We start from the raw sequence: 25,599 nt of genomic DNA, 5'->3' as shown, positions 1-25,599 counted from the left end.
TTCAATTCCCATGACCGCCGAAGAACTCCAGGCCTTGATCCAGTCCCACCTCCCATGCGAGCACATCTCGCTGGAGGGCGACGGCCGACACTGGTACGCCACCATCGTCTCGGCCGAATTCGAGGGCAAACGCGCCATTCAGCGCCACCAGCGGGTCTACGCCACCCTGGGTGCGAAAATGCATACCGACGAGGTGCATGCGCTCTCGATGAAAACCTACACGCCGGCCGAATGGGCGGCGATCGACGACAAGTAAGTAACTGGCGGCCGGAGCGGCCCTAAATTCGCTGGATTCCTGATGGACAAACTTCTGATTCGCGGCGGGCGCCAGCTTCGCGGCGAGGTACTCATTTCCGGCGCCAAGAACGCAGCCCTGCCGGAGCTGTGCGCCGCGCTGCTCACCGACCAGCCCGTGACGCTGCACAACGTCCCCCGCCTGCAGGACGTGTCGACCATGCTCAAGCTGGTGCGCAACATGGGCGTGACCGCCGAGCGCGACCACAACGGCACGGTGCAACTCAACGCCGGCGACCTCAACAACCCCGAGGCGCCCTACGAACTGGTGAAGACCATGCGCGCCTCGGTGCTGGCGCTGGGCCCGCTGCTGGCGCGCTTCGGCCACGCCAAGGTGTCGCTGCCGGGCGGCTGCGCCATCGGCTCGCGGCCGGTCGACCAGCACATCAAGGGCCTGCAGGCCATGGGGGCCGAGATCGTGGTGGAGCACGGCTACATGATCGCCAGCTTGCCGGCGGGCCGCACCCGGCTGAAGGGCGCGCGCATCCTGACCGACATGGTCACCGTCACGGGCACCGAGAACTTCTTGATGGCCGCCACGCTGGCCGAGGGCGAGACGCTGCTCGAAAACGCCGCGCAGGAGCCCGAGATCGTCGACCTGGCCGAAATGCTGATCCGCATGGGCGCGAAGATCGAAGGCCACGGCACCAGCCACATCCGCGTGCAGGGCGTCGAGAAATTGCACGGCTGCGAGCACGCCGTGGTGGCCGACCGCATCGAGGCCGGCACCTTCCTCTGCGCTGTTGCGGCCACGGGCGGCGACGTGTTCCTGCGCCACGCCCGCGCCGACCACATGGACGCGGTGATCGACAAGCTGCGCGACGCCGGCTGCACGGTCGCCCCTGAAGCAGGCGGCGTGCGCATCACCTCCAAGGCCCCGGCTTGCGAACACCTGAAGGCGCAGAGCTTCAGCACCACCGAATACCCCGGCTTCCCGACCGACATGCAGGCCCAGTTCATGGCCCTGAACGTGATCGCGCGCGGCGCCTCGATGGTGACCGAAACCATCTTCGAGAACCGCTTCATGCACGTGAACGAGATGGTGCGCCTGGGTGCCACGATCCACGTCGAAGGCAAGGTGGCGATGGTCGAGGGCGTGCAGCAGTTGTCCGGCGCCACCGTGATGGCCACCGACCTGCGCGCCTCGGCCAGCCTCGTCATCGCCGGGCTCGTGGCCGAAGGCGAGACGCTGGTCGACCGCATCTACCACCTGGACCGCGGCTACGACCGCATGGAAGCCAAGCTGCGCGGCCTCGGGGCCGACATCGAGCGCGTGGCCGGAGCCGCCGCATGATCACGCTTGCTCTGTCCAAAGGCCGCATCTTCGAAGAGACGATGCCCCTGCTGGCCGCCGCCGGCATCGAGGTCACCGAAGACCCCGAAAAATCGCGCAAGCTGATTCTCGCGACCACACGCCCCGATGTGCGCGTGGTGCTGGTGCGCGCCTCCGACGTGCCCACCTATGTGCAATATGGCGGAGCCGATCTCGGCGTGACCGGCTTCGACGTGCTGCTCGAGCACGGCAACCAGGGCCTGTACCAGCCGCTCGATCTGCGCATTGCGGCCTGCCGCCTCAGCGTGGCGGTGCGCGCAGATTACGACTACGCCTCGGCCGTGAAGCAGGGTTCGCGCCTCAGGGTCGCGACCAAGTACGTGGGCCTGGCGCGCGAGTTCTTCGCGAGCAAGGGCGTGCACGTCGACCTGATCAAGCTCTACGGCAGCATGGAGCTCGCACCGCTCACAGGCCTGGCCGACGCCATCGTCGATCTGGTCTCGACCGGCAACACGCTCAGGGCCAATCACCTGGTCGAGGTGGAGCGGATCATGGACATCAGCGCACGCCTCGTGGTCAACCAGGCCGCGCTCAAGCTCAAGCGCGAGCCGATCCGCCACATCATCGATGCCTTCGCCTCCGCCATTCCCGCGGCAGCCACGCCCTGAGTTTTTCACCGCAGCGCCATGACCCTGAAAGCAGCACCCGTCCGTCTCTCCACGGCTTCCGCCGGCTTCGACGCTGATTTCAAGGCGCGGCTGCATTGGTCCGCCGACGCGGACGCGGCGATCGAGAAGGTGGTGGCCGACATCCTGGCCGATGTGCAGAAGCGCGGTGACGCGGCGGTGCTGGAATACACCCATCGCTTCGATCAGTTGGGCGCCGCCACCTTGCCCGAGCTCGAACTCACGCAGGCCGAGCTGAAGGCCGCGTTCGATTCGCTGCCCGCCGCGCAGCGCGATGCGCTCGAATCTGCGGCCCGCCGCGTGCGCAGCTACCACGAGGCCCAGAAGAAGGCGAGCGGCGAGAGCTGGAGCTACCGCGATGCCGACGGCACGCTGCTCGGCCAGAAAGTCACGCCGCTCGACCGTGTCGGCATCTATGTGCCGGGCGGCAAGGCGGCCTATCCGTCGAGCGTGCTGATGAACGCGATTCCGGCACACGTTGCGGGCGTCGGCGAAATCATCATGGTCGTGCCCACGCCGAAAGGCGAGAAGAACCCGCTCGTGCTCGCTGCCGCCTACGTGGCCGGCGTGACGCGCGGCTTCACCATCGGCGGCGCGCAGGCCGTGGCCGCGCTGGCCTACGGCACCGCCACCATCCCCGCGGTGGACAAGATCACCGGCCCCGGTAACGCCTATGTCGCGGCCGCCAAGCGCCGCGTGTTCGGCACCGTCGGCATCGACATGATCGCGGGCCCGAGCGAAATCCTCGTCCTGGCCGACGGCACCACGCCGCCCGATTGGGTGGCGATGGACCTGTTCAGCCAGGCCGAGCACGACGAGCTTGCGCAGAGCATTCTGCTGTGCCCCGACGCGGCCTATATCGATCGCGTGCAGGCCGAAATCGACCGCCTGCTTCCCACCATGCCGCGCGCCGAAATCATCGCGGCCTCGCTCAATGGCCGCGGCGCGTTGATCCACACCGGGAGCATGGAAGAGGCCTGTGAGATCAGCAACCGCATCGCGCCCGAGCACCTCGAGGTCAGCAGCAGCGAGCCGCAGCGATGGGAGCCGCTGCTGCGGCATGCCGGCGCAATCTTTCTTGGCGCCTTCACCAGCGAGAGCCTGGGCGACTACTGCGCGGGCCCGAACCACGTGCTGCCGACCAGCGGCACGGCGCGCTTCTCGAGCCCGCTGGGTGTCTATGACTTCCAGAAGCGTTCGAGCCTGATCGAAGTGAGCGAAGCCGGCGCGCAGGTGCTGGGCCCCATCGCGGTGACGCTGGCCGAAGGCGAAGGCTTGCAGGCGCATGCCGAAGCGGCACGAATGCGACTGCATAAGATCTGAGACTCTACAAAAACCGCTTCGGGGAGGAGCCAGCCAGATGATTCAACATCGGTACAGGTCGCGTTTTTTCAGATTCGCCGCAGGCCTCGTTGCAGGCGCAGCCTTGCTCGCGGCCTGCAGCCAGATGCCGCAGGCGCCGCGCAACGAGTCGGCCGCCTTGTCCGCAACGCCCAGCGCCGCCGCCGCGCCCGCACCGGCACAGCTCGGCACCCAGTGGGGCGAGGGCATCGAGTCGAAGACCCGCACGGTCGTCGCCAGGCGGCTGTCCGCGCAGCCTGACGAAGTGGCCTTGCTGGGCTATAACGACGCGGCCAGCGTGCGCCGCGACGCGGGCCACAACCCCGAGCGCCGGCTCAACCTGCTGCTGGCCCAGGGCGACGTCGAATGGTCGGTGCTCGACGAGAACGACCGCCCGCTGCCGATGCAGCGCGCGCGCCGCAGCTCGGACATCTTCCGCCTCGCCGGCATCGAAGGTTCGCGCTACACGCTGCGCTTTCGCAATCTCAGCGACCGCGGCTACGAGGTGATTGCCACCGTCGACGGCCTCGACGTGCTGAGTGGCAAGCCCGGCAGCCTGCGCAATGGAGGCTATGTGCTGCGTCCCCAGCAGGTGCTCGACATCGAAGGCTTCCGCAAGAGCCAGAACGAGGTCGCGGCCTTCCGCTTCGCCGCACCGGGCCGTGCCTATGCGGCGAACACCGAAGCCGGCGACGTGCGCAACATCGGCGTGATCGGCGCCGCATTGTTCGAGCTCGAGCAGCCCGAGGCGCCGCGCCGCCCGCGCCGCGACGCCGCGTCCCCGCAGCCCAATGCTTTCCCGGCCGACGGCTCGTACGCGCCGCCGCCGCGCTATCGCAAGTGACGCCATGAGCCGTGCTGCCCTCCTGCTGCTGCTACCGCGCCTGCCGGTGCTGTTGCTCGCACTGGCGGCCGGTGCCGGTGCGCAGGCCATGAGCATCCGCGAACTGCGCATGCTCGAAGCCAACGAAAAGGATGGCAAGGCGTACGCGAGCTACTATCTCGTCGGCGTGCTCGAGGGCTTGCGCGAAGGCGTGGAAGCCTCGCAGCGCAACGGCCAGAAGCCGGTCTTCTGCATCGAAGGCCGACGTCTCGAGCCATCGATGGCTCGCTCCCTCTATCAAGCCGAGCTGACGCGCAACGCCGACACCTATGAAGCCGACATGCCGGTGCAACTGGTCATGTCCGGCGCCCTTAAAAACAGCTTCCGCTGCACCCGATGACTACTTCCTCCACCGTCCGCCCGATCGATCGCATCCGCTCCGACGTGCAGTCCATGCATGCCTATGCGGTGCAGGACGCACGCGGCTTCGTCAAGCTCGACGCCATGGAGAACCCGTTCGGCCTGCCGCCCGCGTTGCAGGTCGAGCTTGGCGCCCGGCTCGGCGCGCTGGCGCTCAACCGCTATCCGGGCGAGCGCGGCGGCGATCTGCAGCGCGCGCTGGCGGCGCACGCGCACATGCCCGAAGGCTTTGGGCTGATGCTGGGCAACGGCTCCGACGAGCTGATCTCGCTGCTGGCCATTGCCTGCGACGTGCCTGGCGCCACGGTGCTCGCGCCCGTGCCCGGTTTCGTGATGTACGCCATGAGCGCACGGCTGCAGGGCCTGCGTTTTGTTGGCGTGCCGCTTACGGCTGATTTCGAACTCGACGAAGCCGCCATGCTCGCCGCCATCGCGCGCGAGAAACCGGCCATCGTGTACCTCGCCTATCCGAACAATCCCACCGCCAACCTCTGGGACGACGCCGCCATCGAGAAGATCGTGCGGGCCCAGGGCGAGCAGGGCGGCCTGGTGGTGATCGACGAGGCCTACCAGCCCTTCGCCGCCAAGAGCTATATCGACCGCATCGCGCGGCACGGGCATGTACTCCTGATGCGCACGCTCAGCAAGCTCGGCCTGGCCGGCATCCGCCTTGGCTATCTCATGGGCCCGGCCGCGCTGATCGCCGAGATCGACAAGGTGCGCCCGCCCTACAACGTCAGCGCGCTCAACTGCGAGTGCGCGCTCTTCGCGCTCGAGCACGCCGAGGTGTTCGAGGCCCAGGCAAGGCAGATCCGCGAGGAGCGGCATCGCCTCATGATGGGCCTGGGGCGCCTTTCGGGCGTCAAGGTGTGGCCGAGCGACGCCAACATGATCCTCGTGCGCGTGCCCGATGCCGCCAAGACCTTCGAGGGTATGAAGACCCGCGGCATACTGGTGAAGAACGTTTCTAAAATGCACGAACTGCTGGCAAATTGCCTGCGCCTCACCGTCGGAACGGCCGACGAGAATGCGCGGATGCTCGCGGCACTCGAAGCCTCACTATGACCACCCCCCAAACAGCCGACACGGGCACCACCGCGCGCACCGCATCGGTCACTCGCAACACCGCCGAAACGAAGATCACCGTCAGCGTCAACCTCGACGGCACGGGCAAGGCCAAGCTCTCCACCGGCATCGGCTTTTTCGACCACATGCTCGACCAGATCGCCCGCCACGGGCTGATCGATCTGGAGATCGATTGCAAGGGTGACCTGCACATCGACGGCCACCACACCGTGGAAGACGTGGGCATCACGCTCGGCCAGGCGGTTGCCAAGGCTGTGGGCGACAAGAAGGGCATCCGCCGCTATGGGCATGCCTACGTGCCGCTCGACGAGGCGCTGAGCCGCGTCGTCATCGATTTCTCGGGCCGACCGGGCCTGGAGATGCACGTGCCGTTCACGAGCGGCATGATCGGCACCTTCGACAGCCAGCTCACCTACGAATTCTTCCAGGGCTTCGCCAACCACGCGTTCGTCACGCTGCACATCGACAACCTCAAGGGCGTCAATGCGCACCACCAGTGCGAAACGGTGTTCAAGGCTTTTGCGCGCGCGCTGCGCGGCGCGCTCGAACTCGACCCACGCTCCGTCGGCGTCATTCCCTCGACCAAGGGTTCGCTCTGAATTCCTCCAGCGAACAGCTATGAAATCTGTAGCAAATACCGTCGCGGTCGTCGACTACGGCATGGGCAATCTCCGCTCCGTCTCGCAGGCCGTGCAGCACGCGGCCGACCAGGTGGGCGTGCAGGTCTTCGTCACCTCCGACCCCGAGGTGGTCCGCAAGGCCACGCGCGTGGTGCTGCCGGGGCAGGGCGCCATGCCCGACTGCATGCGCGAACTGCGCGACTCCGGCTTGCAGGAATCGGTGCTCGAAGCCGCGGCGAACAAGCCGCTCTTCGGCGTGTGCGTGGGCATGCAGATGCTGCTGTCGCGCAGCGACGAAGGGCCGACCGACGGCCTGGGCCTCATCCCGGGTGAAGTCGTCAAGTTCGAACTGGCCGGCCGGCTGCAGCCCGATGGCAGCCGCTTCAAGGTGCCCCAGATGGGTTGGAACCAGGTGCGCCAGGCCCAGCCGCATGCCGTGTGGGCGGGCGTGCCGGACATGAGCTATTTCTATTTCGTTCACAGCTTCTATGCGCGGCCGGCCGACGCCCGGCACAGCGTGGGCGAAGCAGATTACGGCGCGAGCTTTACCGCAGCCATCGCACGCGATAACATTTTTGCCACCCAGTTCCACCCGGAGAAGAGTGCGGACCATGGGTTGCAGCTCTACCGAAATTTCCTCCACTGGAATCCCTGACCTTATTTTTTCGCCCGGGCCGAACCCTCCTCAGCCCGGTTCCCGCACTCTCGCGTCACTTCCATGCTCCTCATTCCCGCCATTGATCTCAAAGACGGCCACTGCGTTCGCCTCAAACAGGGCGACATGGACCAGTCCACCATCTTCAGCGAAGACCCCGCCGCCATGGCCCGCAAGTGGGTCGAGGCGGGCGCGCGGCGGCTGCATCTGGTCGATCTGAATGGCGCATTCGCCGGCAAGCCGCAAAACCACGCGGCCATCAAGGCGATCCTGCGCGAGGTCGGGGACGACATTCCCGTGCAGCTGGGCGGCGGCATCCGCGACCTCGACACCATCGAGCGCTACATCGACGACGGCCTGCGCTACGTGATCATCGGCACCGCCGCGGTCAAGAACCCCGGCTTCCTGAAGGACGCCTGCGTCGCCTTCGGCGGCCACATCATCGTGGGCCTCGACGCCAGGGACGGCAAGGTGGCCACCGATGGCTGGAGCAAGCTCACGGGCCACGAAGTGGCCGACCTGGGCAAGAAGTTCGAGGACTACGGCGTCGAATCGATCATCTACACCGACATCGGCCGCGACGGCATGCTGTCGGGCATCAACATCGATGCCACCGTCAAGCTCGCGCAGGCGCTGACCATTCCGGTCATCGCCTCGGGCGGCCTGTCGAACATGGCCGATATCGACCAGCTTTGCGCCGTCGAGCCCGAAGGCGTCGAAGGCGTGATCTGCGGCCGCGCCATCTATTCGGGCGACCTCGATTTCGCCGCCGCGCAGGCCCGCGCGGACGAACTCGCCGGCGTCTGAGGCTTTCCTCGGGGGAAAAGGCCTATTCGGCCGCCTTCACCGCCATCGTCTGGATGATCGCTTCCAGCTGCGCGCTCATCGGCAGGTTGATGCTCTCTCCCGTGGGCAGCTTGCGCAGGAACCAGCGCTTGTACTGGCGCTCGATCTCGCCGTCCTCGGCCAGCACCTGGAAGGTGTCGTTGATCACCTTGCGAAGCTGTGCATCCCCCTTGCGGTACATGATCCCGTAGGGGTCGTAGGAGAGATAGTCGCCGACCACTTCGTACTCGGCCTTGGCGGCGTCCCGCGCGATCAGGCCGTAGAGCAGCACGTCGTCGGTGGCGAAGGCGTCGGCCTGGCCGCTCTTCACGAGCCCGAAGGAATCGGCGTGGTCGCGCGACACCAGCAGGTTGATGCCGAGCTTGAACTTCTGCGAAAGCTCGCGCAGCGTCTTCTCGTTGGTCGTGCCGGCGGTCACCGCCACCCGCTTGCCGGCCAGGTCGCGAAATGACTTGATCGGCGACCCTTTTTTCACCAGCACCTTGGTGCCCGAGACGAAGATCGTGGGCGAAAAACTCACGCGCTTCTGCCGCTCGAGATTGTTGGTGGTCGAGCCGCATTCGAGATCGACCGCGCCGCTCTCGACCGCATCGATGCGCGAATCGGAAGTCACGGGCGACCACTTGATCGCGAGGCTCTTGTTCACCGCGTCTTCGATGGCCGTGACCAGCGCGCGGCAGAGTTCGATCGAATAGCCGATGGGTTCCTTGCGCGCGTTGAGAAAGGAAAACGGCACCGACGATTCGCGGTAGCCGATGGTGATGGCGCCGGTTTCCCGTACCTTGGCGAGGGTGCCGGTCAATGTCTCGGGGGCCTGCGGCTGTGCCCGCGCAGGCACGGCGGAAACAAGCGCGGCGGCTGCCAGCAGGCCGGCCAGGAAAACCGACAGCGTGGCCTTGGGCGTCATGCAGGGCCTCACGCGTGCGCCGGATGGGCGAGGGTGGCCGCGGCCTCGGCGTCCAGCGCCTTGGCATTGACCGCCGCGTCGCCTTCGGAGAGCAGCTCACCCTCCCACTTGGCAACCACGGCCGTGGCGATGGAGTTGCCCACCGCATTGGTGGCCGAGCGGCCCATGTCCAGGAAGGTGTCGACGCCCAGGATCAGCAGCAGGCCGGCCTCGGGAATGTCGAAGTGGTTGAGCGTGGCGGCAATCACCACCAGCGACGCCCTCGGCACGCCGGCCATGCCCTTGGAGGTGAGCATCAGGATCAGCAGCATCGTGATCTGCGTGCTGAGCGGCATGTGGATGTTGTAGGCCTGCGCGATGAACAGCACGGCAAAGGTGCAGTACATCATCGAGCCGTCGAGGTTGAACGAGTAGCCCATCGGCATCACGAAGCTCGAGATCTTGCGCTTCACGCCGAAGCGGTCGAGCGCCTGCAGGATCTTCGGGTACGCCGCTTCGGAGCTGGCGGTGGCAAACGAAAGCAGGAAGGCTTCCTTGATGAGCACCAGCAGCTTGAACACCCGCGGTCCCAAAAACGAAAAGCCCGCGAAGATCAGTACGCCCCACAGCACGAAGAGGCCCAGGTAGAAGTCGCCCATGAAAACGGCGAACTTGAGCAGGATGCCCAGGCCGTTCACTGCGACCGTGGCAGCCATGGCGGCCATCACCGCAAGCGGCGCCAGCTTCATCACGTAGCCGGTGATCTTGAGCATGGCGTGCGAGAGCTCGTCGATGGCGGCCACCAGCGTCTTGGCCTTGTCGCCGAGCGAGGCGAGCGCCACGCCGAAGAACATCGAGAACACCACGATCTGCAGGATCTCGTTGTTGGCCATGGCCTCGGCAAAAGACTTGGGCACCATGTGGCTCACGAAGTCCTTGAGCGTGAACTTCGCGGTGGCCAGGTTGGCCGAAGAGCCGATGTCCGGCAGCGGAAGCCCGAGGTTCTCGCCGGGCTTCAGGAGGTTGGCCATCACGAGGCCGATGACCAGCGAAATCAGCGAAGCGGTAAAGAACCAGCCGAGCGACTTGCCGAACACGCGGCCCACCGATTTGGCATCGCCCATGTGCGCGATGCCCACCACCAGGGTGGAGAACACCAGCGGGCCGATCAGCATCTTGATGAGACGCAGGAACACGTCCGAAATGATCGACACGTAGCCCGCGATCTGCGCCGCGGCCTTCTTGTCGGGAAAGCTCGTGAAGATCATGTAGCCGACAAGAATGCCGAGCACCATGGCAATCAGGATCCAGGCCGCGGCGGGCAGTTTCTTTCTCATGTTTGTCCCTTTGACGTATGTGTGGTTCCGGGGCGCGGGCGCATCGGCCGGCAGCCTCTTCTTGTGCGGCAGGCGAAGGGTATCCAAGAAGGTCCCTTGCGTGCAACCGGCCCGGGCGCATCGGCGATGAAACCTTAAGTGTCCAATGCCAATTCCGTGCCACGGGATTTCGCTGCCTACAATTCTCCGATGGATATCAGCTCGATCGAGTTTTGCGGGCAGCCCGCGCTTCGTGCCACCGGGGCCGACGGCAGTGCGTTCATCGTGTCGCTGCACGGGGCGCAGCTGCTTTCATGGACCACGGCCGACAGGGTGGAACGCCTCTATCTGAGCCCGCGCGCGGTGTTCGACGGGCAGGCCGCAATCCGCGGCGGCGTGCCGATTTGCTGCCCCCAGTTCAACCAGCGCGGCATGCTGCCCAAGCATGGATTCATGCGCAATCTGCCTTGGGAAAACCGGGGCGTCGACGCCGCTTCGGGCGAACTGGTCTTGCGGCTGCGCGACAACCCGGCCACCCGCAAGCTCTGGCCGCACTCTTTCGAGGCGCGCCTTCAGATCGGCATGGGCCCGGGGCGGCTGCGCACCACGCTGGCGCTGCTCAATATCGACCATGCGCCCTTCAGCTTTGCCGCGGCGCTGCACACCTATCTGCGCGTCGACGATATTGCCCAGGTGCGGCTGGAAGGCCTCCAGGGGGCCAACCGCTGGGATTCTCTGCGCGACGACCGCCACGTGGAGACGGCGCCGGCGCTGCGCTTCGATGCCGAGTTCGACAGCGTCTATGCCGCTCCCGCCAAGCCGATGCGCCTGGTGCAGCCGAGCGGCACGCTCGAGATCGCGCAAAGTGCGAGCTGCAGCGAAACCGTGGTGTGGAACCCCGGCGCGGTGCTCGGTGCGAAACTCGCCGACATGCCCGAAGATGGGTATCGGCACATGCTGTGCGTCGAGGCCGCGCGCATCGACGAGCAGGTGCTGCTCCTGCCCGGGGCGCAATGGCAGGGCTGGCAGCAGCTGCGCGTTCTCTGAATGAACTTTTCCTTACGACCGACGACCATGCTCGCAAAACGCATCATTCCCTGTCTCGACGTCACCGGCGGCCGCGTCGTCAAGGGCGTCAATTTTCTCGAGCTGAGAGATGCCGGCGACCCGGTCGAAATTGCGGCCCGTTACAACGCGCAGGGCGCCGACGAGCTCACTTTTCTCGACATCACGGCCACCAGCGACGGACGCGACCTGATCCTGCCGATCATCGAGGCGGTGGCGTCGCAGGTCTTCATTCCGTTGACGGTGGGCGGGGGCGTGCGCACCGTGGCCGACGTGCGCCGGCTGCTCAATGCCGGCGCCGACAAGACCAGCTTCAACTCCGCGGCCATCGCCGATCCGCAGGTGATCAACGACGCATCGCAGAAATACGGTTCGCAATGCATCGTGGTGGCCATCGACGCCAAGCGTCGCAGCCCCGAAGAAGCCGCCACGCGCGGCGCAGGGTGGGACGTGTACAGCCATGGCGGCCGCAAGAACACCGGCCTGGACGCCGTCGAATGGGCGACCGAGATGGTGCGCCGCGGCGCCGGTGAAATCCTGCTCACGAGCATGGACCGCGACGGCACCAAGAGCGGCTTCGACCTGGAGCTCACCCGCGCGGTAAGCGATGCCGTCAACGTGCCGGTGATCGCCTCGGGCGGCGTCGGCTGCCTCGACGACCTGGCCGACGGCATCCAGATGGGCGGCGCCGATGCGGTGCTGGCCGCCAGCATCTTCCACTACGGCGAACACACGGTCGGCGAGGCGAAAGCCCGCATGGCCGCGCGGGGAATTCCGGTGCGAATCGACTCCTGAGGGGTCTTTGGCTATCCCCGACAATATCGCGATGAATTGGCTCGATGAAGTGAAGTGGGACGCGAACGGCCTGGTGCCCGTGATCGCGCAGGAGCAGGGCAGCAACGACGTCCTGATGTTTGCCTGGATGAACCGCGAGGCGCTCGAAAAGACCGCCGAGCTGGGCCGCGCCGTGTATTTCAGCCGCTCGCGCAGCAAGCTCTGGTTCAAGGGCGAGGAATCGGGCCACGTGCAGACGGTGCACGAGATCCGCCTCGACTGCGACAACGACGTCGTGCTGCTCAAGGTCACCCAGCTCGGCCACGAGCCCGGCATTGCGTGCCACACCGGCCGCCACAGCTGCTTTTTCAGCAAATACGAGAACGGCCAATGGACCGCCGTCGAGCCGGTCTTGAAAGACCCGGAGTCGATCTACAAATGACGGCCACAGTGAACACCTCGGATGCCCTTGCACGCCTTGCCGCGGTCATCGAAAGCCGCCTGCCCGCGCGCGGCGGCGACCCCGAAAAAAGCTATGTGGCACGCCTGCTGCAAAAGGGTCCCGATGCCTTCCTCAAGAAAATCGGCGAGGAAGCCACCGAGGTGGTGATGGCCGCCAAGGACGCCGACCATGGCGGCGACCGCACGAAAATAGTGAACGAAGTGGCCGATCTGTGGTTCCACACCATGGTGGCGCTCGCCCACTACGGCTTCTCGCCCGGCGAGGTGATCGCGGAGCTCGAGCGCCGCGAGGGCACCAGCGGCATCGAGGAAAAAGCCCTGCGCAAGGCGCAGGCCCGCGAGGCATCCAACGATTGAAAGGACGTCCAATGGCCAACGACATCGTGAACGTGGAACCCGACGACTCCCTCAAGACCTGGGGCTGGGTCAGCTACATCCTGCACCTGATCGTTGCCATCGGCGCCGTCCTGCCCGGAGCACAGGCCTCGGTGGTCCTTTTGCTGGTCGCCCTGGTGATCGACTTCGTCAAGCGCGACGACGCCGCCGGGACCTGGCAGGCCACGCACTTCAGCTGGCGCATCCGGTCGGTGCTGTGGGCCGGCCTGCTGTACATAGTCACCTCGTGGCTCTGGCTGCTGTTTTTCGTGCCGGGCTGGATTGCCTGGAGCCTGATCTCGCTGTGGTTTCTCTATCGGATCGTGAAGGGCATGATCCGCATGAATGACCACCGCCCCATGGAACCCAAAGATGTCATCTGATCCGAACTGCGTCTTCTGCAAAATCATCGAAGGCAAGATCCCCTCGCGCAAGGTCTACGAAGACGACGAACTGTTCGGTTTTCACGACATCGCACCCTGGGCCCCGGTGCATTTCATGCTGGTGCCCAAGCGGCACATCGCCTCCATGGCGCAGCTCACCCCCGAGGACGCCGCGCTGATGGGCAAGATCATGACGCTGGCTCCCAAGCTCGCGCTGGAGCAGGGCTGCAGGCCCTATCCTGAAGGCGGATACCGTGTGCTGGTCAACACCGGCGCCGAAGGCGGACAGGAAGTTCACCATCTCCATGTCCATGTCATGGGCGGTCCCCGGCCCTGGCTTCGTGGCTGAACATTAGGCCAAACTGTCACATTCCGCCCGACTAAAATCGGACACATTCTTAGGAGTCTTCCATGGGTTCATTTTCAATCTGGCACTGGCTGATCGTGCTGCTCGTCGTGGTCATGATCTTCGGCACCAAGAAGCTGCGGAACATGGGTTCCGACCTTGGTGGCGCCGTGAAGGGCTTCAAGGACGGCATGAAGGACGGCAGCACCACCGATGCGCCCGCCGCTTCGTCGGCCCCTGCCGCCCAGGTGACCGGCCAACCGGCCAACAGCGACAAGTCGGCGATCGACGTCGAAGCGCGTCAGAAGTCCTGAGCGCGGGTCATAAGTGCTCGACCTTGGCATTGAGAAGCTGGCGCTGATCGGCGTCGTGGCGTTGATCGTGATCGGACCGGAAAAGCTGCCCCGCGTGGCACGCACGGTCGGTACCCTGCTGGGCAAGGCGCAGCGCTACGTGAACGACGTCAAGGCCGAAGTCAATCGCTCGATGGAGCTGGACGAACTGCGCAAGATGAAGAGCACCGTGGAGGATGCGGCGCGCGACGTCGAGCACAGCATCCAGACCGGCGCGAGCGATCTCGAGAAACAGTTTTCCGGCTCGGGCGAAACGCTTTCGGCCCTGGCCGAACCCGAGCCCTCGGTGCCGGAGTACCGGCATCCCCGCAAGAACTGGCGCCTGAAGCAGGGCGCCACCCCGCAGTGGTACAAGGCGCGCAACGGCGTGCGCACCAAGGCATTGTCGGGTGCCGCGCGGGTTGCGCGTTTCCGCCCCCACAAGATCAACTAGCGGCTTTCCCACTCCTCGCGTTCCTCGTGCGCCGCACGCCGGCCGAAGCCACGCTTTCTCCTGCTCCTTTTCCCTCCCAATGGCCGATTCCGACAACAAGAACAAAGACGCAGAAGACGAGTTGGCGGGCACCGAACAACCGTTCGTGCAGCATCTGGTCGAACTGCGCGACCGGTTGCTCTACTGTGTCTATGGCCTGGTGATCGCGGGCGTGCTGCTGGCCATCTGGCCCGGCCCGGGGGGCTTGATCGACCTGATCGCAATGCCCATCCGCGCGCACATGCCACCGGACGCCAAGCTCATCGCCATTGGCGTGTTCTCGCCGTTCTTCGTGCCGCTCAAGGTGCTCATGATGACGGCCGTGCTGCTGGCGCTGCCCTGGCTGATGTACCAGGCCTGGATGTTCATTGCGCCGGGGCTCTACAGCCACGAAAAGCGCTTTGCGCTGCCGCTGATCTTCTTCGGCAGCCTGCTGGCCTACGCAGGCATCGCCTTCGTGCAGTTCTTCGTGCTGGACAAGATGTTCAGCTTCATCCAGAAGTTCACGCCGGCCGCGGTGGCGGCCACGCCCGACATCTCCTCGTACGTCGAGGCCATTCTCTCGCTCTACATCGCGTTCGGCGTCGCCTTCCAGGTGCCCATCGTCGTGATGCTGCTGGTGCGCTTCGAAATGGTGACCATCGAGAAGCTGAAGTCCTTCCGCGGGTATTTCATCGTGGTGGCTTTCGTGGTGGCCGCGGTGCTCACGCCGCCCGACGTGGTGTCGCAGCTCGCGCTGGCAGTGCCGATGTGCCTGCTCTACGAGGTGGGCATCATCGGCGCCCGCTATTTCGCGCAGGGCGGCAAGAAGCCGGAAGAAGAAGGCGCCGATTCCTCCGCGTCTTCCTGACCGGTCATTCCTGCTGGCTGGGGATCTGCCGCGCCGGGCTCTTGGGCCTCAGGCCCGGCGTCACGTCCAGCTCCATCTTGTCGGTGCCGCGCTGCAGCGCGAAACGCGCAGTGCTGCCCGGCTTCAGGCCGGCCACGGCGGTCAGCAGGGCCTGCACGTTGTCGGTCTTCTTGTCGCCCACCGAGGTGATCACGTCGCCCGGTCGGATGCCGGCCTTGGCTGCGGGGCCGTTCTGCAGCACGCCGGTGATGATGACGCCGGCATTCGCCTTCACGCCGAAGGTCTCGGCCAGTTCCGGCGAGAGTTCATTCGGCTCTACGCCGATCCATCCGCGGCGCACCTGGCCCTCTTTCACGATGCTTTCGAGCACGATCTTGGCCATGGAAACCGGAATCGCGAAGCCGATGCCCATGCTGCCGCCCGAGCGGGAGTAAATGGCCGTATTGATGCCTTGCAGGTTGCCATTGACGTCGATCAGCGCGCCGCCCGAATTGCCGGGGTTGATGGCCGCGTCGGTCTGGATGAAGTTCTCGAAATTGTTGATGCCGAGCTGGTTGCGCCCCAGCGCCGAGACGATGCCGCTGGTGACCGTCTGGCCCACGCCGAAGGGGTTGCCGATGGCCAGCACCTGGTCGCCCACCTGGAGCTCGTCCGAGTTGCCCAGCACGATCGCGGGCAGCTTGTCCATTTCGATCTTGAGCACGGCCAGGTCGGTGTCCGGATCGGTCCCGATCACCTTGCCGCGCGTGTGGCGGCTGTCGTTGAGCGTCACCTCGATTTCGTCCGCGCCTTCGACCACGTGGTTGTTGGTGAGCACGTAGCCTTCGGCGCTCACGATCACGCCGCTGCCCAGGCCGACCTGGGGCTGGTCGCCCTGGTCGCCGAAGAAGAACCGGAACCACGGGTCGTTGCTGCGCGGATGACGCTGTGCGGCCTTGCTGGTGTTGATGCTCACCACCGCCGGCGACGCTTTCTTGGCCGCCGCGCTCAGGCTGCCGGCGACCGGCACGGACGAGGCGCCGGCCGGTGCCTCGACGATCGACACCACGCCGCCCAACGAGGTGGCGCGCCGGTTGATCCATTCGGGCTTGAGAGTCGCGACGACGAAGTAGGCCGCCAGGAGGACGGTCACGGCTTGGGCAAAGAGCAGCCAGGTGCGTTTCATGAAACTTTGAGTGAACGGGAAGGACGCGCCGCCCACGCGGCGCCACGGCCCATTGTCCCTCAACCCCAAATTCCATAAACCGCGCGACGCGGTCGAGATTGGCGAAGGATGCCAGCGCCAATAAGGGATAACCCTTAGTATTGCCGGGCGAGCCCACACGGCTCCGAGCTCCGGCCTTCCGCATTGCCTATCCGGCTCACGCGGCCAGGTGTTTCGCCGGCGCGCTGCCTTCCGCATCGATCCTTCTGCGGCCGGCGTGCGGCAACGACCTTCCTGCCAGCCATGACTTCTCACGCAATCTCCCCGGACGGCGACCAGCCGGCGCCGGCCCGCACGCTCGACGCGCGCGACTACAAGACACTGGGCCTCTCCGCGCTCGGCGGAACGCTGGAGTTCTACGACTTCGTCATCTATGTGTTCTTCGCCACGGTGCTGGGCGCGCTTTTCTTTCCCGCCGACATGCCCGACTGGCTGCGGCAGCTCCAGACTTTCGGCATCTTTGCCGCCGGCTACCTGGCCCGGCCGGTGGGTGGCATCGTCATCGCGCATTTCGGCGACCTGCTCGGGCGCAAGCGCATGTTCACGCTGTCGATCTTCCTGATGGCGGCACCCACGCTGGTCATCGGCCTCTTGCCCACCTACGCCAGCATCGGCATTGCGGCGCCGCTGTTGCTGCTGGCCATGCGCGTGCTGCAGGGCGCGGCCATCGGCGGCGAAATGCCCGGTGCGTGGGTGTTCGTCGGCGAGCACGTGCCGGCGCAGCGCTATGGTTTCGGCATCGGGGCGCTGACCTCGGGCATCACCGGCGGCATCCTGCTGGGATCGCTCGTGGCCGTGGCCATCAACCGCCACTATTCGCCGGCGGAGGTGAGCGGTTTTGCCTGGCGCATTCCCTTCGTGCTGGGCGGCGTGTTCGGCCTCGTCTCGGTGTACCTGCGCCGGTTCCTGCACGAGACCCCGGTCTTCAGGGAGCTGGCGGGCCGCAAGGCCGTGGCGCGCGAGCTGCCGCTGCGCACCGTGCTGCGCGAGCACCGCGCGGCCAGCGTCTACGTGGCGCTGCTGACCTGGGTGCTGTCGGCCGCCATCGTGGTGGTGGTGCTGTACACGCCCACCTACCTGCAGAAGGTGCACCACATTCCGGCGGCGCTGGCGCTGGAAGCCAATGCCCTCGCCACGCTGACCCTGACCATCGGCTGCGTGCTGGTCGGCTGGGCCAGCGACCGCATCGGCACGCGCGCGGTGATGCTCATCGGCTGGGGCGGGCTGTTCGCGACGGCCTACCTCTTCTACACGGGCCTGCCCGGCACGCCGGCCACGCTGTTCTGGCACTACGGCCTGGTGGGCTTGTTCGTGGGCACCATCGCCACGGTGCCTATCGCCGGCGTGCGCGCGTTCCCGGCGCCGGTGCGCTTCACCGGGCTCTCGTTCGCCTACAACATGTCGTATGCCGTGTTCGGCGGCCTGACGCCGGTGATCCTCACGGTCTGGCTGCAGCACGACACGATGGCGCCGGCGCATTACGTCGCCGTGCTGGCGGGGCTGGGATTCCTGCTGGCGCTGTGGCCACTCGCGGCACGCGGCCATGCCATGCGCAACGCAGATGGGAGCGCGACAATGTCGCGATGAGCACCACCCGCCATGAATTGCTGCATGCCTTCGACCTGCTTCTTGCGCCCTCGCGCTTCAAGGATTACGGACCGAACGGCCTGCAGGTCGAGGGCCGCACCGTGGTGCGGAAGATCGTCTCCGGCGTTACCGCGAGCCGCGCGCTGATCGAAGCCGCCATTCATGCCGAGGCCGACGCCATCTTTGTCCACCATGGCCTGTTCTGGCGCGGCCAGGACGGCTGCGTCACCGGCTGGATGAAGCAGCGCCTGGGCTTGCTGCTGGGCGACGACGTCAACCTGTTCGCGTATCACCTGCCGCTCGATGCGCACCCCGAACTGGGCAACAACGCGCAGCTCGGGCTCCAACTCGGGTTGCTGGCGCATGCCGGGTCGACCGGGCGCTTCGGCGACCAGGAACTCGGCTTTCTTGGCGCGCGCGACAACGGAGAAAGCTTTGCCAGTGCCAAGGAGCTGGCCGCCCACGCGGAAAAGGTTCTGAAGCGGCCCGTCACCCTCGTGGACACGGCGCATCGTCCCATCAGGAACATAGCGTGGTGCACCGGCGGTGCCCAAGGCTACTTCGAGGCCGCCATTGCCGCCGGTGCCGATGCCTTCATCACCGGGGAGATCTCAGAGCCGCAGGTGCACTACGCCCGCGAGATGGGGGTCGCCTTCTTGGCCTGCGGGCACCATGCCACCGAGCGCTATGGTGCGCAGGCGGTGGCCGGGCACGTGGCGGCGCAACTCGGGCTGAAGCACGAGTTCATCGACATCGACAATCCTGCATGACTGGCCAGGCTCTCAACGCTCCGATCGCCCCCATCGCCATCACGCTCGGCGATCCCGCAGGCATCGGGCCGGAAATCATTGCCAAGGCCTTCCATCAGGCGCCCGACGCAACCCGCGGCGCTTTCGTGGCGGGCGACGTGGCCACGATGCGCCGTGCATCGCAAGCCTTGGCGCTGCCCGGACGACCCGCTTGGCCGGTGGCCGAAATCGAGCAGATCGCCGAAGCGGCCGCCGTGCCGCCGGGCTGCGTCCCCGTGCTGCAGGTGGTGGCGCCACCCGGAAACATCGTGCCCGGCCGGATCAGCGACGAAGCCGGCCGCGTGGCTGGCCATTGCGTGGTCTGGGCCGCGCGGGCCGCCTTGAAGGGCGAGATCGCCGCCATCGTGACCGCGCCGCTTCACAAGGAGGCGCTGGCTGCGGCGGGTTTTCCGTATCCCGGCCATACCGAACTGCTGCAGGCCGAGGCCGCCGCGCATGCGGGCCTCGCGGTGGACGGCATGCCGGTGCGCATGATGCTGGCCAACGACGAATTGCGCACCGTGCTGGTGAGCATCCATATGTCGCTGCGCGACGCAATCACCGCGGTGAGCTTCGACAGCGTGCTGGAGACGCTGCGCATCAGCCACCGTGCCTTGCTCCGCGTGCTCGGACGGGCGCCGCGCATCGGCGTGGCCGGCCTCAATCCGCATGCGGGCGAGGGCGGGCTGTTCGGTTCCGAAGAGCGCGACATCATTGCGCCGGCCATCGAGGCTGCGCGCGCCGAGGGCATCGACGCCGATGGACCCCACGCACCAGACACCGTCTTCATGCGCGCGCGAGACAAGGCCGGGGTGCCGGGCAGCGGCGAATTCGACGTGGTGATCGCGATGTATCACGACCAGGGCCTGATCCCGGTCAAGTACCTCGGCGTGGAAAAGGGGGTGAACGTGACGCTGGGCCTGCCGCTGGTGCGCACCAGCCCCGATCACGGCACCGCGTTCGACATTGCAGGCACCGGCCGCGCCGATGCGTCGAGCCTCGTCGAGGCCCTGCGCATGGCCAGAAAGCTGGCGGGCGGCTGAGAAGAGGCGTTCAGGGCCGCTTCAGGCTGTCGCGGATCTCGCGCAGCAGGGCGATGTCCTCAGGCGGCGCCACCGGTGCCGCGGGAGCGTCCGCCTGGTGTTTGCGCAGCTTGTTGATCTGCTTGACCATCATGAAGATGATGAAGGCCAGGATGAAGAAGTTGACCGCGATGGTGATGAAGTTGCCATAGGCGAGTACCGCAACGCCAGCCTTCTTGAGATCGGCCAGATTGCTCGGCACGCCGGCCGGCACGCTGCCCAGCACCAGGTAGAGATTCGAGAAATCGAGCTTGCCGAACACCAGGCCGACGATCGGCATGATGATGTCAGTCACCAGGGAGTCGACGATCTTCCCGAAGGCCGCACCAATGATCACGCCTACTGCGAGATCGACCACGTTGCCCTTGACGGCAAATTCCTTGAACTCGCTGAAGATGCTCATGATCAATATGCTCCGGGGCCTTGGTGTTGAAGTGCCGCCAGTATGCCTGCGGAATCCGCCACTTTGAACCGTAATGCCCTTGACGGGTAATGCAAAAGATTTCTTTTCTTCGATGATCTGCTTTAATGGAGCCTGATCAATCGACGCCGGCGCACCAATAAAGGCGCGCAACCCTTTTCAAATAGATGAATAGTTTCTGGTTAATTGCCACCGGATTCGGTGACAGCGGTTTCCTGTTGCCTGCCGCATTTGGCGTTGCAATCTGGCTCGCAATCGTCCGGGGCACACGCCCGGCTGCGGTGCATTGGGTGCTGCTATTTGGCGGTTGTGGCCTTGTCGTGATGCTTTCCAAGCTCGCTTTCATGGGCTGGGGAATTGGCAGCACCCGCTTTGATTTCACTGGTTTCAGCGGGCATACCGCATTGGCGACCAGCCTCTGGCCGGTCATTTTCTGGCTCGTGGCGCTGCGCGGCGCACCATTCGTGCGCATGGCTGCCGCAATATCGGGATGGGTATGCGCCGTCTTCATCGGCGTGTCGAGACTGGCGCTCGAAGTTCACTCGACGGCCGAAGTCGTCGCGGGCGCCGCCCTCGGGACCCTGGTGAGCGCAAGCTTTCTGAGACTGCAGTGGCATCGGCACCTGCGGGTGCGAACACCTCGATGGCTCGCGCTGGGCTTGGCATTGCCGCTATTGTTTTTGATAGTGGGGCGGCCTGCACCGACACAGTACGTGCTGGAGAGGCTGGCGGTCTGGATGGCGGGCATCGAGCGTCCGTTCACGCGCGCCGACCTGCTGCAGGCCCGCGAGCCGGCCCGCGGCCCGGTCTGAGCACACAACTGTTTACAAAAGAGCAAAGCTTTTCGCAAAGCCGATCGGGCGCGGCTTTTGTAGTTTCAGCGCCACAATTCCCCGATTTGAGCTGTCAATTAATAGTTCACATCTTCAAATCGCACGGCATCGCCTCGTCTGCGCAATCAAAGCCTTCGCTCCCAATGAAAGAGGGGGTTCGGATATTGATTTTTAAGATAACCCTAAAGACTTCGGGGTTTATCCGCAAATAGACACATTTTTTGCACCTATTGCACGGAAAGTGGGCGCCGCGGCCGCAGCGACAATTCGGCTCAGCCCGTCTGCCGTTCATGCGCAGGCTTGCTTTGACGAACCGTGACAAAAAGGCTCGGCCCAAATACCGACTGGGCTCGGGCCTTGCATATGAAATCGCGGTTGCCGAAAACCAATTTGTGCAATGGGGATCAATTTGACACGCTTCGTGTACCCGATGGGGTGGGGTTTTGCCCTAATGGGCGCGTTATTGCTGCAGGGCTGCGCACCGGGCTTCAGTTCTGTGGCTGCCTATGAGGCAGACCAGAGCCTGCCGCCGGAGTTCCAGTACCTGCCGGCCGATGGCGCGCCGGACGGAGTCATCACCTCCATTTCGCCCGCGCTCATCCGTGCAATGGCAGAGGCGCAGCCGGCCTCCGTTTCGCCGGAAGTGAAGTCACTCTTCGGCGAGGCGCCGGTCTACACCATCGGACCCAGCGACGTGGTGGGCGTGATCGTCTACGACCATCCGGAGCTGCTGCCCAACGCGGGCGCGGTGATCACGCAGCAGGCCGACCCGACCGGCATCAGCGTGGCACCCGGCTTCATCGTCGGTGCGGACGGGCAGATCACCTTTCCCTATATCGGCCGCGTCAAGCTCCAGGGCCTGACCGAAATCGAGGCCTCCGACCTGATCGCGCGCCGCATTGCCGCGTACATCAAGGATCCGCAGGTGACGGTGCGCATCCAGTCCTTCAGAAGCCGGCGCGCTTTCGTCGAAGGCGAAGTGCGCACGCCCGGGCTGCAGATCTTCACCGACGTGCCGATGACGCTCGCAGAGGCCATCAGCCGCGCCGGCGGCATCACCGCCAACGGGGACCGCTCGTTCGTGACGCTCACGCGCGGCGACAAGACCACGCTCATCAACCTGCCCAACCTCCAGGAATTGGGGGCCGACGCCAGCCGCATTCCGCTGCGCAATGGCGACATGATCCAGGTGCGGCACCGCGACGAGAGCAAAGTGTTCGTGATGGGCGAAATCGCGCGGCCCTCGGCGCTGCTCATGCACAACGGACGGCTCACCCTCAACGAGGCGCTTGGCGAGGCAGGCGGCCCCAACCTGAATTCGGCCCATACGGGCCAGATCTACGTCATCCGCAACAACGGCAGGGGCTTGCCGGCCATCTTTCACCTGAACGCCAAGAATCCGGCGGCACTCGCCCTGGCCGAGCGCTTTCCGCTGCAGCCGCGAGACGTGGTCTACATCGATTCCGTGCCGCTCGTCACCTGGAACCGCCTGGCCAGCCTGATCCTGCCGGCCGCCCAGGTCATCAATGCCGGCGACGAAGTCTGGAGCCGCCACAGATGAAATCGATCCTGACAGTCTGCATCGGCAACATCTGCCGAAGCCCGATGGCCGAAGGCATCCTGGCCGCGGGCCTGCCGCACCTCCGGGTGGCGTCCGCCGGAACCGGCGCCCTCGTGGGCAAGCCCGCCGATGCCACGGCGCAGAAGCTCATGCAGGCGCGCGGCATCGACATCTCGGGCCACGTCGCGCAGCAGGTCAGCCAGATGCTGTGCCGGCAGGCCGACCTGATCCTGGTCATGGACATGGCCCAGCGCCGCTACCTCGAGTCGACCTACCCCTTCGTGCGCGGCAAGGTCTTTCGCATTGCCGAGGCCGCCAAGCAGGACGTGCCCGATCCCTACCAGGAGGACGAGGCGGCCTTCGCGCATGCCCTGTCGCTCATCGATGTGGGCGCCGGAACGTGGATCGACCGCATTCTGAAAATTACGAAACCTGAGCAGCAACCGACATGAACGCAACCCAGCAAGCCGCCCTGCCGATGCCAGCGCTGGAAGAGGAGGGCGACAAGTTCAGCCTCGTCGAGTACCTGGACATCCTGATCGACAACCGCTGGCTCATTGCCGTCGTGGTTGGCGTGATGCTTTTGCTGGGCGTGGCCTACGCCTTCTTCGGCAAGCCCATGTACGAAACCAACGTGGCCGTGCAGGTCGAGGACTCGGGCAATTCGGCAGGCAGCTTCCTGGGCGATGCCGCATCGTCGCTGCTGAGCGTGAAGACGCCGGCCGCGGGTGAAATCGAAATCATCAAGTCGCGCGCCATCCTCGGCCAGGCGGTGGAGAACACCAAGCTGTACATCAGCGCCGTGCCCCGCTATGCGCCCGTCGTGGGCAGCTGGCTTGCACGGCGTGCCACCGATCTGTCGGATCCCGGCTTCATGGGCCTTTCGGGCTACGTCACCGGGGCCGAGAAGATCATGGTTCCCCAGTTCGACGTGCCGGCGGATTTCGAGGCGAAGCCATTCACGCTGACCCTGGGGCCGGACAGCCGCTACGAGCTTGCCAACCCCGAGCTCAAGGCCCCGCTCAAGGGCACGGTGGGAACTCCGTTGCTCGCCAACCTGCCGAGCGGCAATCTGCGGCTGCTGGTGAGTTCGATCAGTGCCAAGCCCGGCGCGCAGTTCCAGCTCGCCCGCTATTCGAAGCAACTGACGCTCCTGACGCTGCAGGACAACCTCAAGGTCGTCGAGAAAGGCAAGCAGTCGGGCGTGCTCGACGTGGGCTGGAAGAGCCCGAGTCCTGAAAAGCTGACGCAGCTACTCAACGAAATCGGGCGCCTCTATGTGCGCCAGAACATCGAGCGCAAGGCGGCCGAGGCCGAAAAGACACTGGGCTTCCTCGACACGGCTCTGCCCCAGTTCAAGAAGCAGCTCGAACAGTCCGAGGACCTCTACAACCGCTACAGAAACGAGAACGGCACGGTCAGCCTGGACGACGAGGCCAAGAACGCCTTGACCCAGACGGTCGACCTGCAGTCCAAGTTGCTCGAGGCGCAGCAGAAGCGTCGCGAACTCTCTGCACGCTTCACCGACCTGCATCCCGCCATCCAGACGCTGGATACGCAGATCTCGGCCTGGAAGGGCGAAATCGCCTCGGTCGACTCGCGCATCCGGAAAATGCCGCTGCTGCAGCAGAACACCGTGCAGATGCAGCGCGACATCAAGGTCAACACCGACCTCTACGTGTCGCTCCTCAACAGCTCGCTGCAGATGCGGCTGGCCAAGGAAGGCAAGGTCGGCAACGTGCGCCTGCTCGACGAAGCCATCGTTCCCGAAGAACCCGTGTGGCCGAAGCGGCCGCTGATCATCGCCGTGGCGCTGCTCCTGGGGCTGATGGCCGGTGCCGCTGCGGCGATTGCCAGGAACGCGCTCTTCGGCGGCATCCGCAATCCGAGCGAGATCGAAATGCACACGGGACTCAACGTCTACAGCAGCATTCCACTGAGCTCCGCCCAGCGGACCATCGACAAGAACATCGAAAGCAGGGCGCCAGGCACGCACATCCTCGCGCTCCAGCATTCCGAGGACCCCGCGGTGGAAAGCTTGCGCAGCCTGCGGACCGCGCTGCAGTTCGCCATGCTGGAAGCTGCCAACAATCGCCTGCTCATTTCGGGTGCGACACCGGGGGTCGGGAAAACTTTTGTTTCCGTGAATTTCGCGGCGATCACCGCCGCGTCAGGAAAAAAGGTTCTTTTGATCGACGCCGATTTGCGCAAGGGCCGGGTTAATCAATTTTTCTCCATGTCGCGATCGTCCGGTCTGTCGGAATTGATTGCCGGCACGCTGAGCTACGAAAAAGCCGTTCGCCCCTCGGTCCTGCCCAATCTGGACGTCATCACGACCGGGATGCTTCCGCCCAATCCCGCGGAATTGCTGCTGAGCGATTCCTTCACCCAGATCCTGGAAAAACTGTCGCCGGATTACGACCTTGTGATTATCGACACCGCGCCGGTGCTCGTGGCTGCCGATACCGCTTCGGTGGCGCCGCTGGCGGGTTCTCTTCTCCTCGTCGCGCGGGCGGAAAAGACCCAACTCGGCGAATTGAACGAGAGCGTCAGGAGGTTGGCGCACGCAGGCTGCACCGCCAATGGCGTAATTTTGAATGCTATGGACTTATCCCGCAGACACGCCGGAAGCAGCAGCTATAAATACGGCGGTTACCGTTACACACATTATAAATATAAAAACAACAGGGATACCACCTAGTCCATAGGCGGTTTCTGAGAAAATTCAGTGAAATCGTGATAATTATCTCGTGATGCACTAATTCGGTGCTGCCGATTAAATGCTAATAAAAAAGGC

General features: G+C 65.1%; 30 protein-coding genes. 26 read left to right on the top strand and 4 right to left on the bottom strand.

Translation table 11 applies throughout. From position 1 onward, the window contains the following. Positions 1–10 precede the first annotated feature (10 nt). The 10 genes from ACAM55_RS19255 to hisA all read left to right on the top strand — a co-directional run bounded on the left by ACAM55_RS19255 (position 11) and on the right by hisA (position 8,005). Positions 11–256: a BolA family protein gene (locus ACAM55_RS19255; protein ID WP_369653076.1), complete on the top strand. Its 246-nt coding sequence runs from the start codon at positions 11–13 to the stop codon at positions 254–256. Positions 257–298: 42 nt separating this feature from the next. Continuing rightward, positions 299–1,588, top strand: a complete 1,290-nt coding sequence (murA, locus tag ACAM55_RS19250; protein WP_369653075.1) for a UDP-N-acetylglucosamine 1-carboxyvinyltransferase — start codon at positions 299–301, stop codon at positions 1,586–1,588. Next, the gene (gene hisG, locus ACAM55_RS19245) at positions 1,585–2,235 is read left to right on the top strand and encodes an ATP phosphoribosyltransferase (protein WP_369653074.1); all 651 of its coding nucleotides are present in this window, start codon (positions 1,585–1,587) and stop codon (positions 2,233–2,235) included. The genes murA and hisG overlap by 4 nt, the downstream gene beginning before the upstream one ends. An 18-nt stretch (positions 2,236–2,253) precedes the next feature. Next, entirely contained in the window at positions 2,254–3,576 is a 1,323-nt protein-coding gene (gene hisD, locus ACAM55_RS19240; protein ID WP_369653073.1) for a histidinol dehydrogenase, read from the top strand. 37 nt (positions 3,577–3,613) lie between these two features. Beyond that, positions 3,614–4,438 carry a hypothetical protein gene (locus ACAM55_RS19235; RefSeq protein ID WP_369653072.1) on the top strand — a complete coding sequence of 275 codons (825 nt, stop codon included), beginning with the start codon at positions 3,614–3,616 and terminating at the stop codon, positions 4,436–4,438. 4 nt (positions 4,439–4,442) lie between these two features. Further along, complete coding sequence (locus tag ACAM55_RS19230) at positions 4,443–4,817, top strand: hypothetical protein (RefSeq protein ID WP_369653071.1); 375 nt, start codon at positions 4,443–4,445, stop codon at positions 4,815–4,817. After that, positions 4,814–5,902, top strand: a complete 1,089-nt coding sequence (hisC, locus tag ACAM55_RS19225) for a histidinol-phosphate transaminase (RefSeq protein WP_369653070.1) — start codon at positions 4,814–4,816, stop codon at positions 5,900–5,902. Before ACAM55_RS19230 ends, hisC begins: the two co-directional genes overlap by 4 nt. Continuing rightward, positions 5,899–6,522, top strand: a complete 624-nt coding sequence (gene hisB, locus ACAM55_RS19220) for an imidazoleglycerol-phosphate dehydratase HisB (protein WP_369653069.1) — start codon at positions 5,899–5,901, stop codon at positions 6,520–6,522. The genes hisC and hisB overlap by 4 nt, the downstream gene beginning before the upstream one ends. A gap of 19 nt (positions 6,523–6,541) precedes the next feature. After that, positions 6,542–7,198 carry an imidazole glycerol phosphate synthase subunit HisH gene (hisH, locus tag ACAM55_RS19215; protein WP_369653068.1) on the top strand — a complete coding sequence of 219 codons (657 nt, stop codon included), beginning with the start codon at positions 6,542–6,544 and terminating at the stop codon, positions 7,196–7,198. A gap of 63 nt (positions 7,199–7,261) precedes the next feature. Further along, positions 7,262–8,005, top strand: a complete 744-nt coding sequence (hisA, locus tag ACAM55_RS19210) for a 1-(5-phosphoribosyl)-5-[(5-phosphoribosylamino)methylideneamino]imidazole-4-carboxamide isomerase (RefSeq protein ID WP_369653067.1) — start codon at positions 7,262–7,264, stop codon at positions 8,003–8,005. Positions 8,006–8,027: 22 nt separating this feature from the next. Here the strand turns inward: hisA and ACAM55_RS19205 are convergent, their stop codons facing one another. Beyond that, the gene (locus tag ACAM55_RS19205) at positions 8,028–8,951 is read right to left on the bottom strand and encodes an amino acid ABC transporter substrate-binding protein (protein ID WP_369653066.1); all 924 of its coding nucleotides are present in this window, start codon (positions 8,949–8,951) and stop codon (positions 8,028–8,030) included. 8 nt (positions 8,952–8,959) lie between these two features. Beyond that, entirely contained in the window at positions 8,960–10,267 is a 1,308-nt protein-coding gene (locus tag ACAM55_RS19200) for a dicarboxylate/amino acid:cation symporter (RefSeq protein ID WP_369653065.1), read from the bottom strand. Positions 10,268–10,456: 189 nt separating this feature from the next. On the opposite strand from ACAM55_RS19200, the gene ACAM55_RS19195 reads away from it, so the two are divergent. The 9 genes from ACAM55_RS19195 (at position 10,457) to tatC (ending at position 15,326) form a co-directional block, all read left to right on the top strand. Next, positions 10,457–11,293, top strand: coding sequence for a D-hexose-6-phosphate mutarotase (locus ACAM55_RS19195; RefSeq protein ID WP_369653064.1), 837 nt, complete (start codon positions 10,457–10,459; stop codon positions 11,291–11,293). A gap of 27 nt (positions 11,294–11,320) precedes the next feature. Then, complete coding sequence (gene hisF / locus ACAM55_RS19190; protein WP_369653063.1) at positions 11,321–12,106, top strand: imidazole glycerol phosphate synthase subunit HisF; 786 nt, start codon at positions 11,321–11,323, stop codon at positions 12,104–12,106. A gap of 31 nt (positions 12,107–12,137) precedes the next feature. Next, the gene (gene hisI, locus ACAM55_RS19185; RefSeq protein WP_369653062.1) at positions 12,138–12,527 is read left to right on the top strand and encodes a phosphoribosyl-AMP cyclohydrolase; all 390 of its coding nucleotides are present in this window, start codon (positions 12,138–12,140) and stop codon (positions 12,525–12,527) included. Next, complete coding sequence (locus tag ACAM55_RS19180) at positions 12,524–12,904, top strand: phosphoribosyl-ATP diphosphatase (protein WP_369653061.1); 381 nt, start codon at positions 12,524–12,526, stop codon at positions 12,902–12,904. Before hisI ends, ACAM55_RS19180 begins: the two co-directional genes overlap by 4 nt. Positions 12,905–12,915: 11 nt before the next feature. Then, the gene (locus ACAM55_RS19175) at positions 12,916–13,305 is read left to right on the top strand and encodes a DUF4870 family protein (protein WP_369653060.1); all 390 of its coding nucleotides are present in this window, start codon (positions 12,916–12,918) and stop codon (positions 13,303–13,305) included. Beyond that, a complete protein-coding gene (locus ACAM55_RS19170; protein ID WP_369653059.1) occupies positions 13,295–13,654 on the top strand; it encodes a histidine triad nucleotide-binding protein in 360 nt (119 codons plus the stop codon). The genes ACAM55_RS19175 and ACAM55_RS19170 overlap by 11 nt, the downstream gene beginning before the upstream one ends. Positions 13,655–13,716: 62 nt before the next feature. Next, entirely contained in the window at positions 13,717–13,965 is a 249-nt protein-coding gene (tatA, locus tag ACAM55_RS19165) for a Sec-independent protein translocase subunit TatA (RefSeq protein ID WP_047783588.1), read from the top strand. 13 nt (positions 13,966–13,978) lie between these two features. Continuing rightward, the gene (tatB, locus tag ACAM55_RS19160) at positions 13,979–14,437 is read left to right on the top strand and encodes a Sec-independent protein translocase protein TatB (RefSeq protein ID WP_307638773.1); all 459 of its coding nucleotides are present in this window, start codon (positions 13,979–13,981) and stop codon (positions 14,435–14,437) included. 79 nt (positions 14,438–14,516) lie between these two features. Further along, positions 14,517–15,326, top strand: coding sequence for a twin-arginine translocase subunit TatC (tatC, locus tag ACAM55_RS19155; protein WP_369653058.1), 810 nt, complete (start codon positions 14,517–14,519; stop codon positions 15,324–15,326). A 4-nt stretch (positions 15,327–15,330) separates the two neighbouring features. Here tatC and ACAM55_RS19150 read toward each other — a convergent pair whose 3' ends face one another. Continuing rightward, positions 15,331–16,491 carry a Do family serine endopeptidase gene (locus tag ACAM55_RS19150; protein WP_369653057.1) on the bottom strand — a complete coding sequence of 387 codons (1,161 nt, stop codon included), beginning with the start codon at positions 16,489–16,491 and terminating at the stop codon, positions 15,331–15,333. Between the two features lie 282 nt (positions 16,492–16,773). Here ACAM55_RS19150 and ACAM55_RS19145 point away from each other — a divergent pair, with 282 nt between their 5' ends. From ACAM55_RS19145 to pdxA, 3 genes are read left to right on the top strand one after another with little or no spacing between them, the layout of a single operon-like run. After that, a complete protein-coding gene (locus ACAM55_RS19145; RefSeq protein WP_369653056.1) occupies positions 16,774–18,117 on the top strand; it encodes an MFS transporter in 1,344 nt (447 codons plus the stop codon). Further along, positions 18,114–18,887: a Nif3-like dinuclear metal center hexameric protein gene (locus ACAM55_RS19140; RefSeq protein ID WP_369653055.1), complete on the top strand. Its 774-nt coding sequence runs from the start codon at positions 18,114–18,116 to the stop codon at positions 18,885–18,887. The genes ACAM55_RS19145 and ACAM55_RS19140 overlap by 4 nt, the downstream gene beginning before the upstream one ends. Next, on the top strand, positions 18,884–19,948 hold the full coding sequence (gene pdxA / locus ACAM55_RS19135; RefSeq protein ID WP_369653054.1) for a 4-hydroxythreonine-4-phosphate dehydrogenase PdxA: 1,065 nt from the start codon (positions 18,884–18,886) through the stop codon (positions 19,946–19,948). The genes ACAM55_RS19140 and pdxA overlap by 4 nt, the downstream gene beginning before the upstream one ends. Before the next feature lie 10 nt (positions 19,949–19,958). Here the strand turns inward: pdxA and mscL are convergent, their stop codons facing one another. Then, positions 19,959–20,390: a large conductance mechanosensitive channel protein MscL gene (gene mscL / locus ACAM55_RS19130; protein WP_369653053.1), complete on the bottom strand. Its 432-nt coding sequence runs from the start codon at positions 20,388–20,390 to the stop codon at positions 19,959–19,961. 185 nt (positions 20,391–20,575) lie between these two features. Here mscL and ACAM55_RS19125 point away from each other — a divergent pair, with 185 nt between their 5' ends. From ACAM55_RS19125 to ACAM55_RS19110, 4 genes are all read left to right on the top strand, one after another. Then, positions 20,576–21,220, top strand: coding sequence for a phosphatase PAP2 family protein (locus ACAM55_RS19125; protein WP_369653052.1), 645 nt, complete (start codon positions 20,576–20,578; stop codon positions 21,218–21,220). A 418-nt stretch (positions 21,221–21,638) separates the two neighbouring features. After that, positions 21,639–22,802 (top strand): polysaccharide biosynthesis/export family protein, encoded by a 1,164-nt coding sequence (locus ACAM55_RS19120; protein ID WP_369653051.1) that lies wholly within the window; start codon positions 21,639–21,641, stop codon positions 22,800–22,802. After that, entirely contained in the window at positions 22,799–23,254 is a 456-nt protein-coding gene (locus tag ACAM55_RS19115; protein WP_369653050.1) for a low molecular weight protein-tyrosine-phosphatase, read from the top strand. The genes ACAM55_RS19120 and ACAM55_RS19115 overlap by 4 nt, the downstream gene beginning before the upstream one ends. Then, entirely contained in the window at positions 23,251–25,503 is a 2,253-nt protein-coding gene (locus ACAM55_RS19110; protein ID WP_369653049.1) for a polysaccharide biosynthesis tyrosine autokinase, read from the top strand. The genes ACAM55_RS19115 and ACAM55_RS19110 overlap by 4 nt, the downstream gene beginning before the upstream one ends. Positions 25,504–25,599 lie beyond the last annotated feature (96 nt).

Source organism: Variovorax sp. V213 (assembly GCF_041154455.1).
Lineage (GTDB): Bacteria > Pseudomonadota > Gammaproteobacteria > Burkholderiales > Burkholderiaceae_C > Variovorax.
Note: the sequence above shows the minus strand (reverse complement) of the source record. Positions and strands in the feature narration are given on the sequence as shown.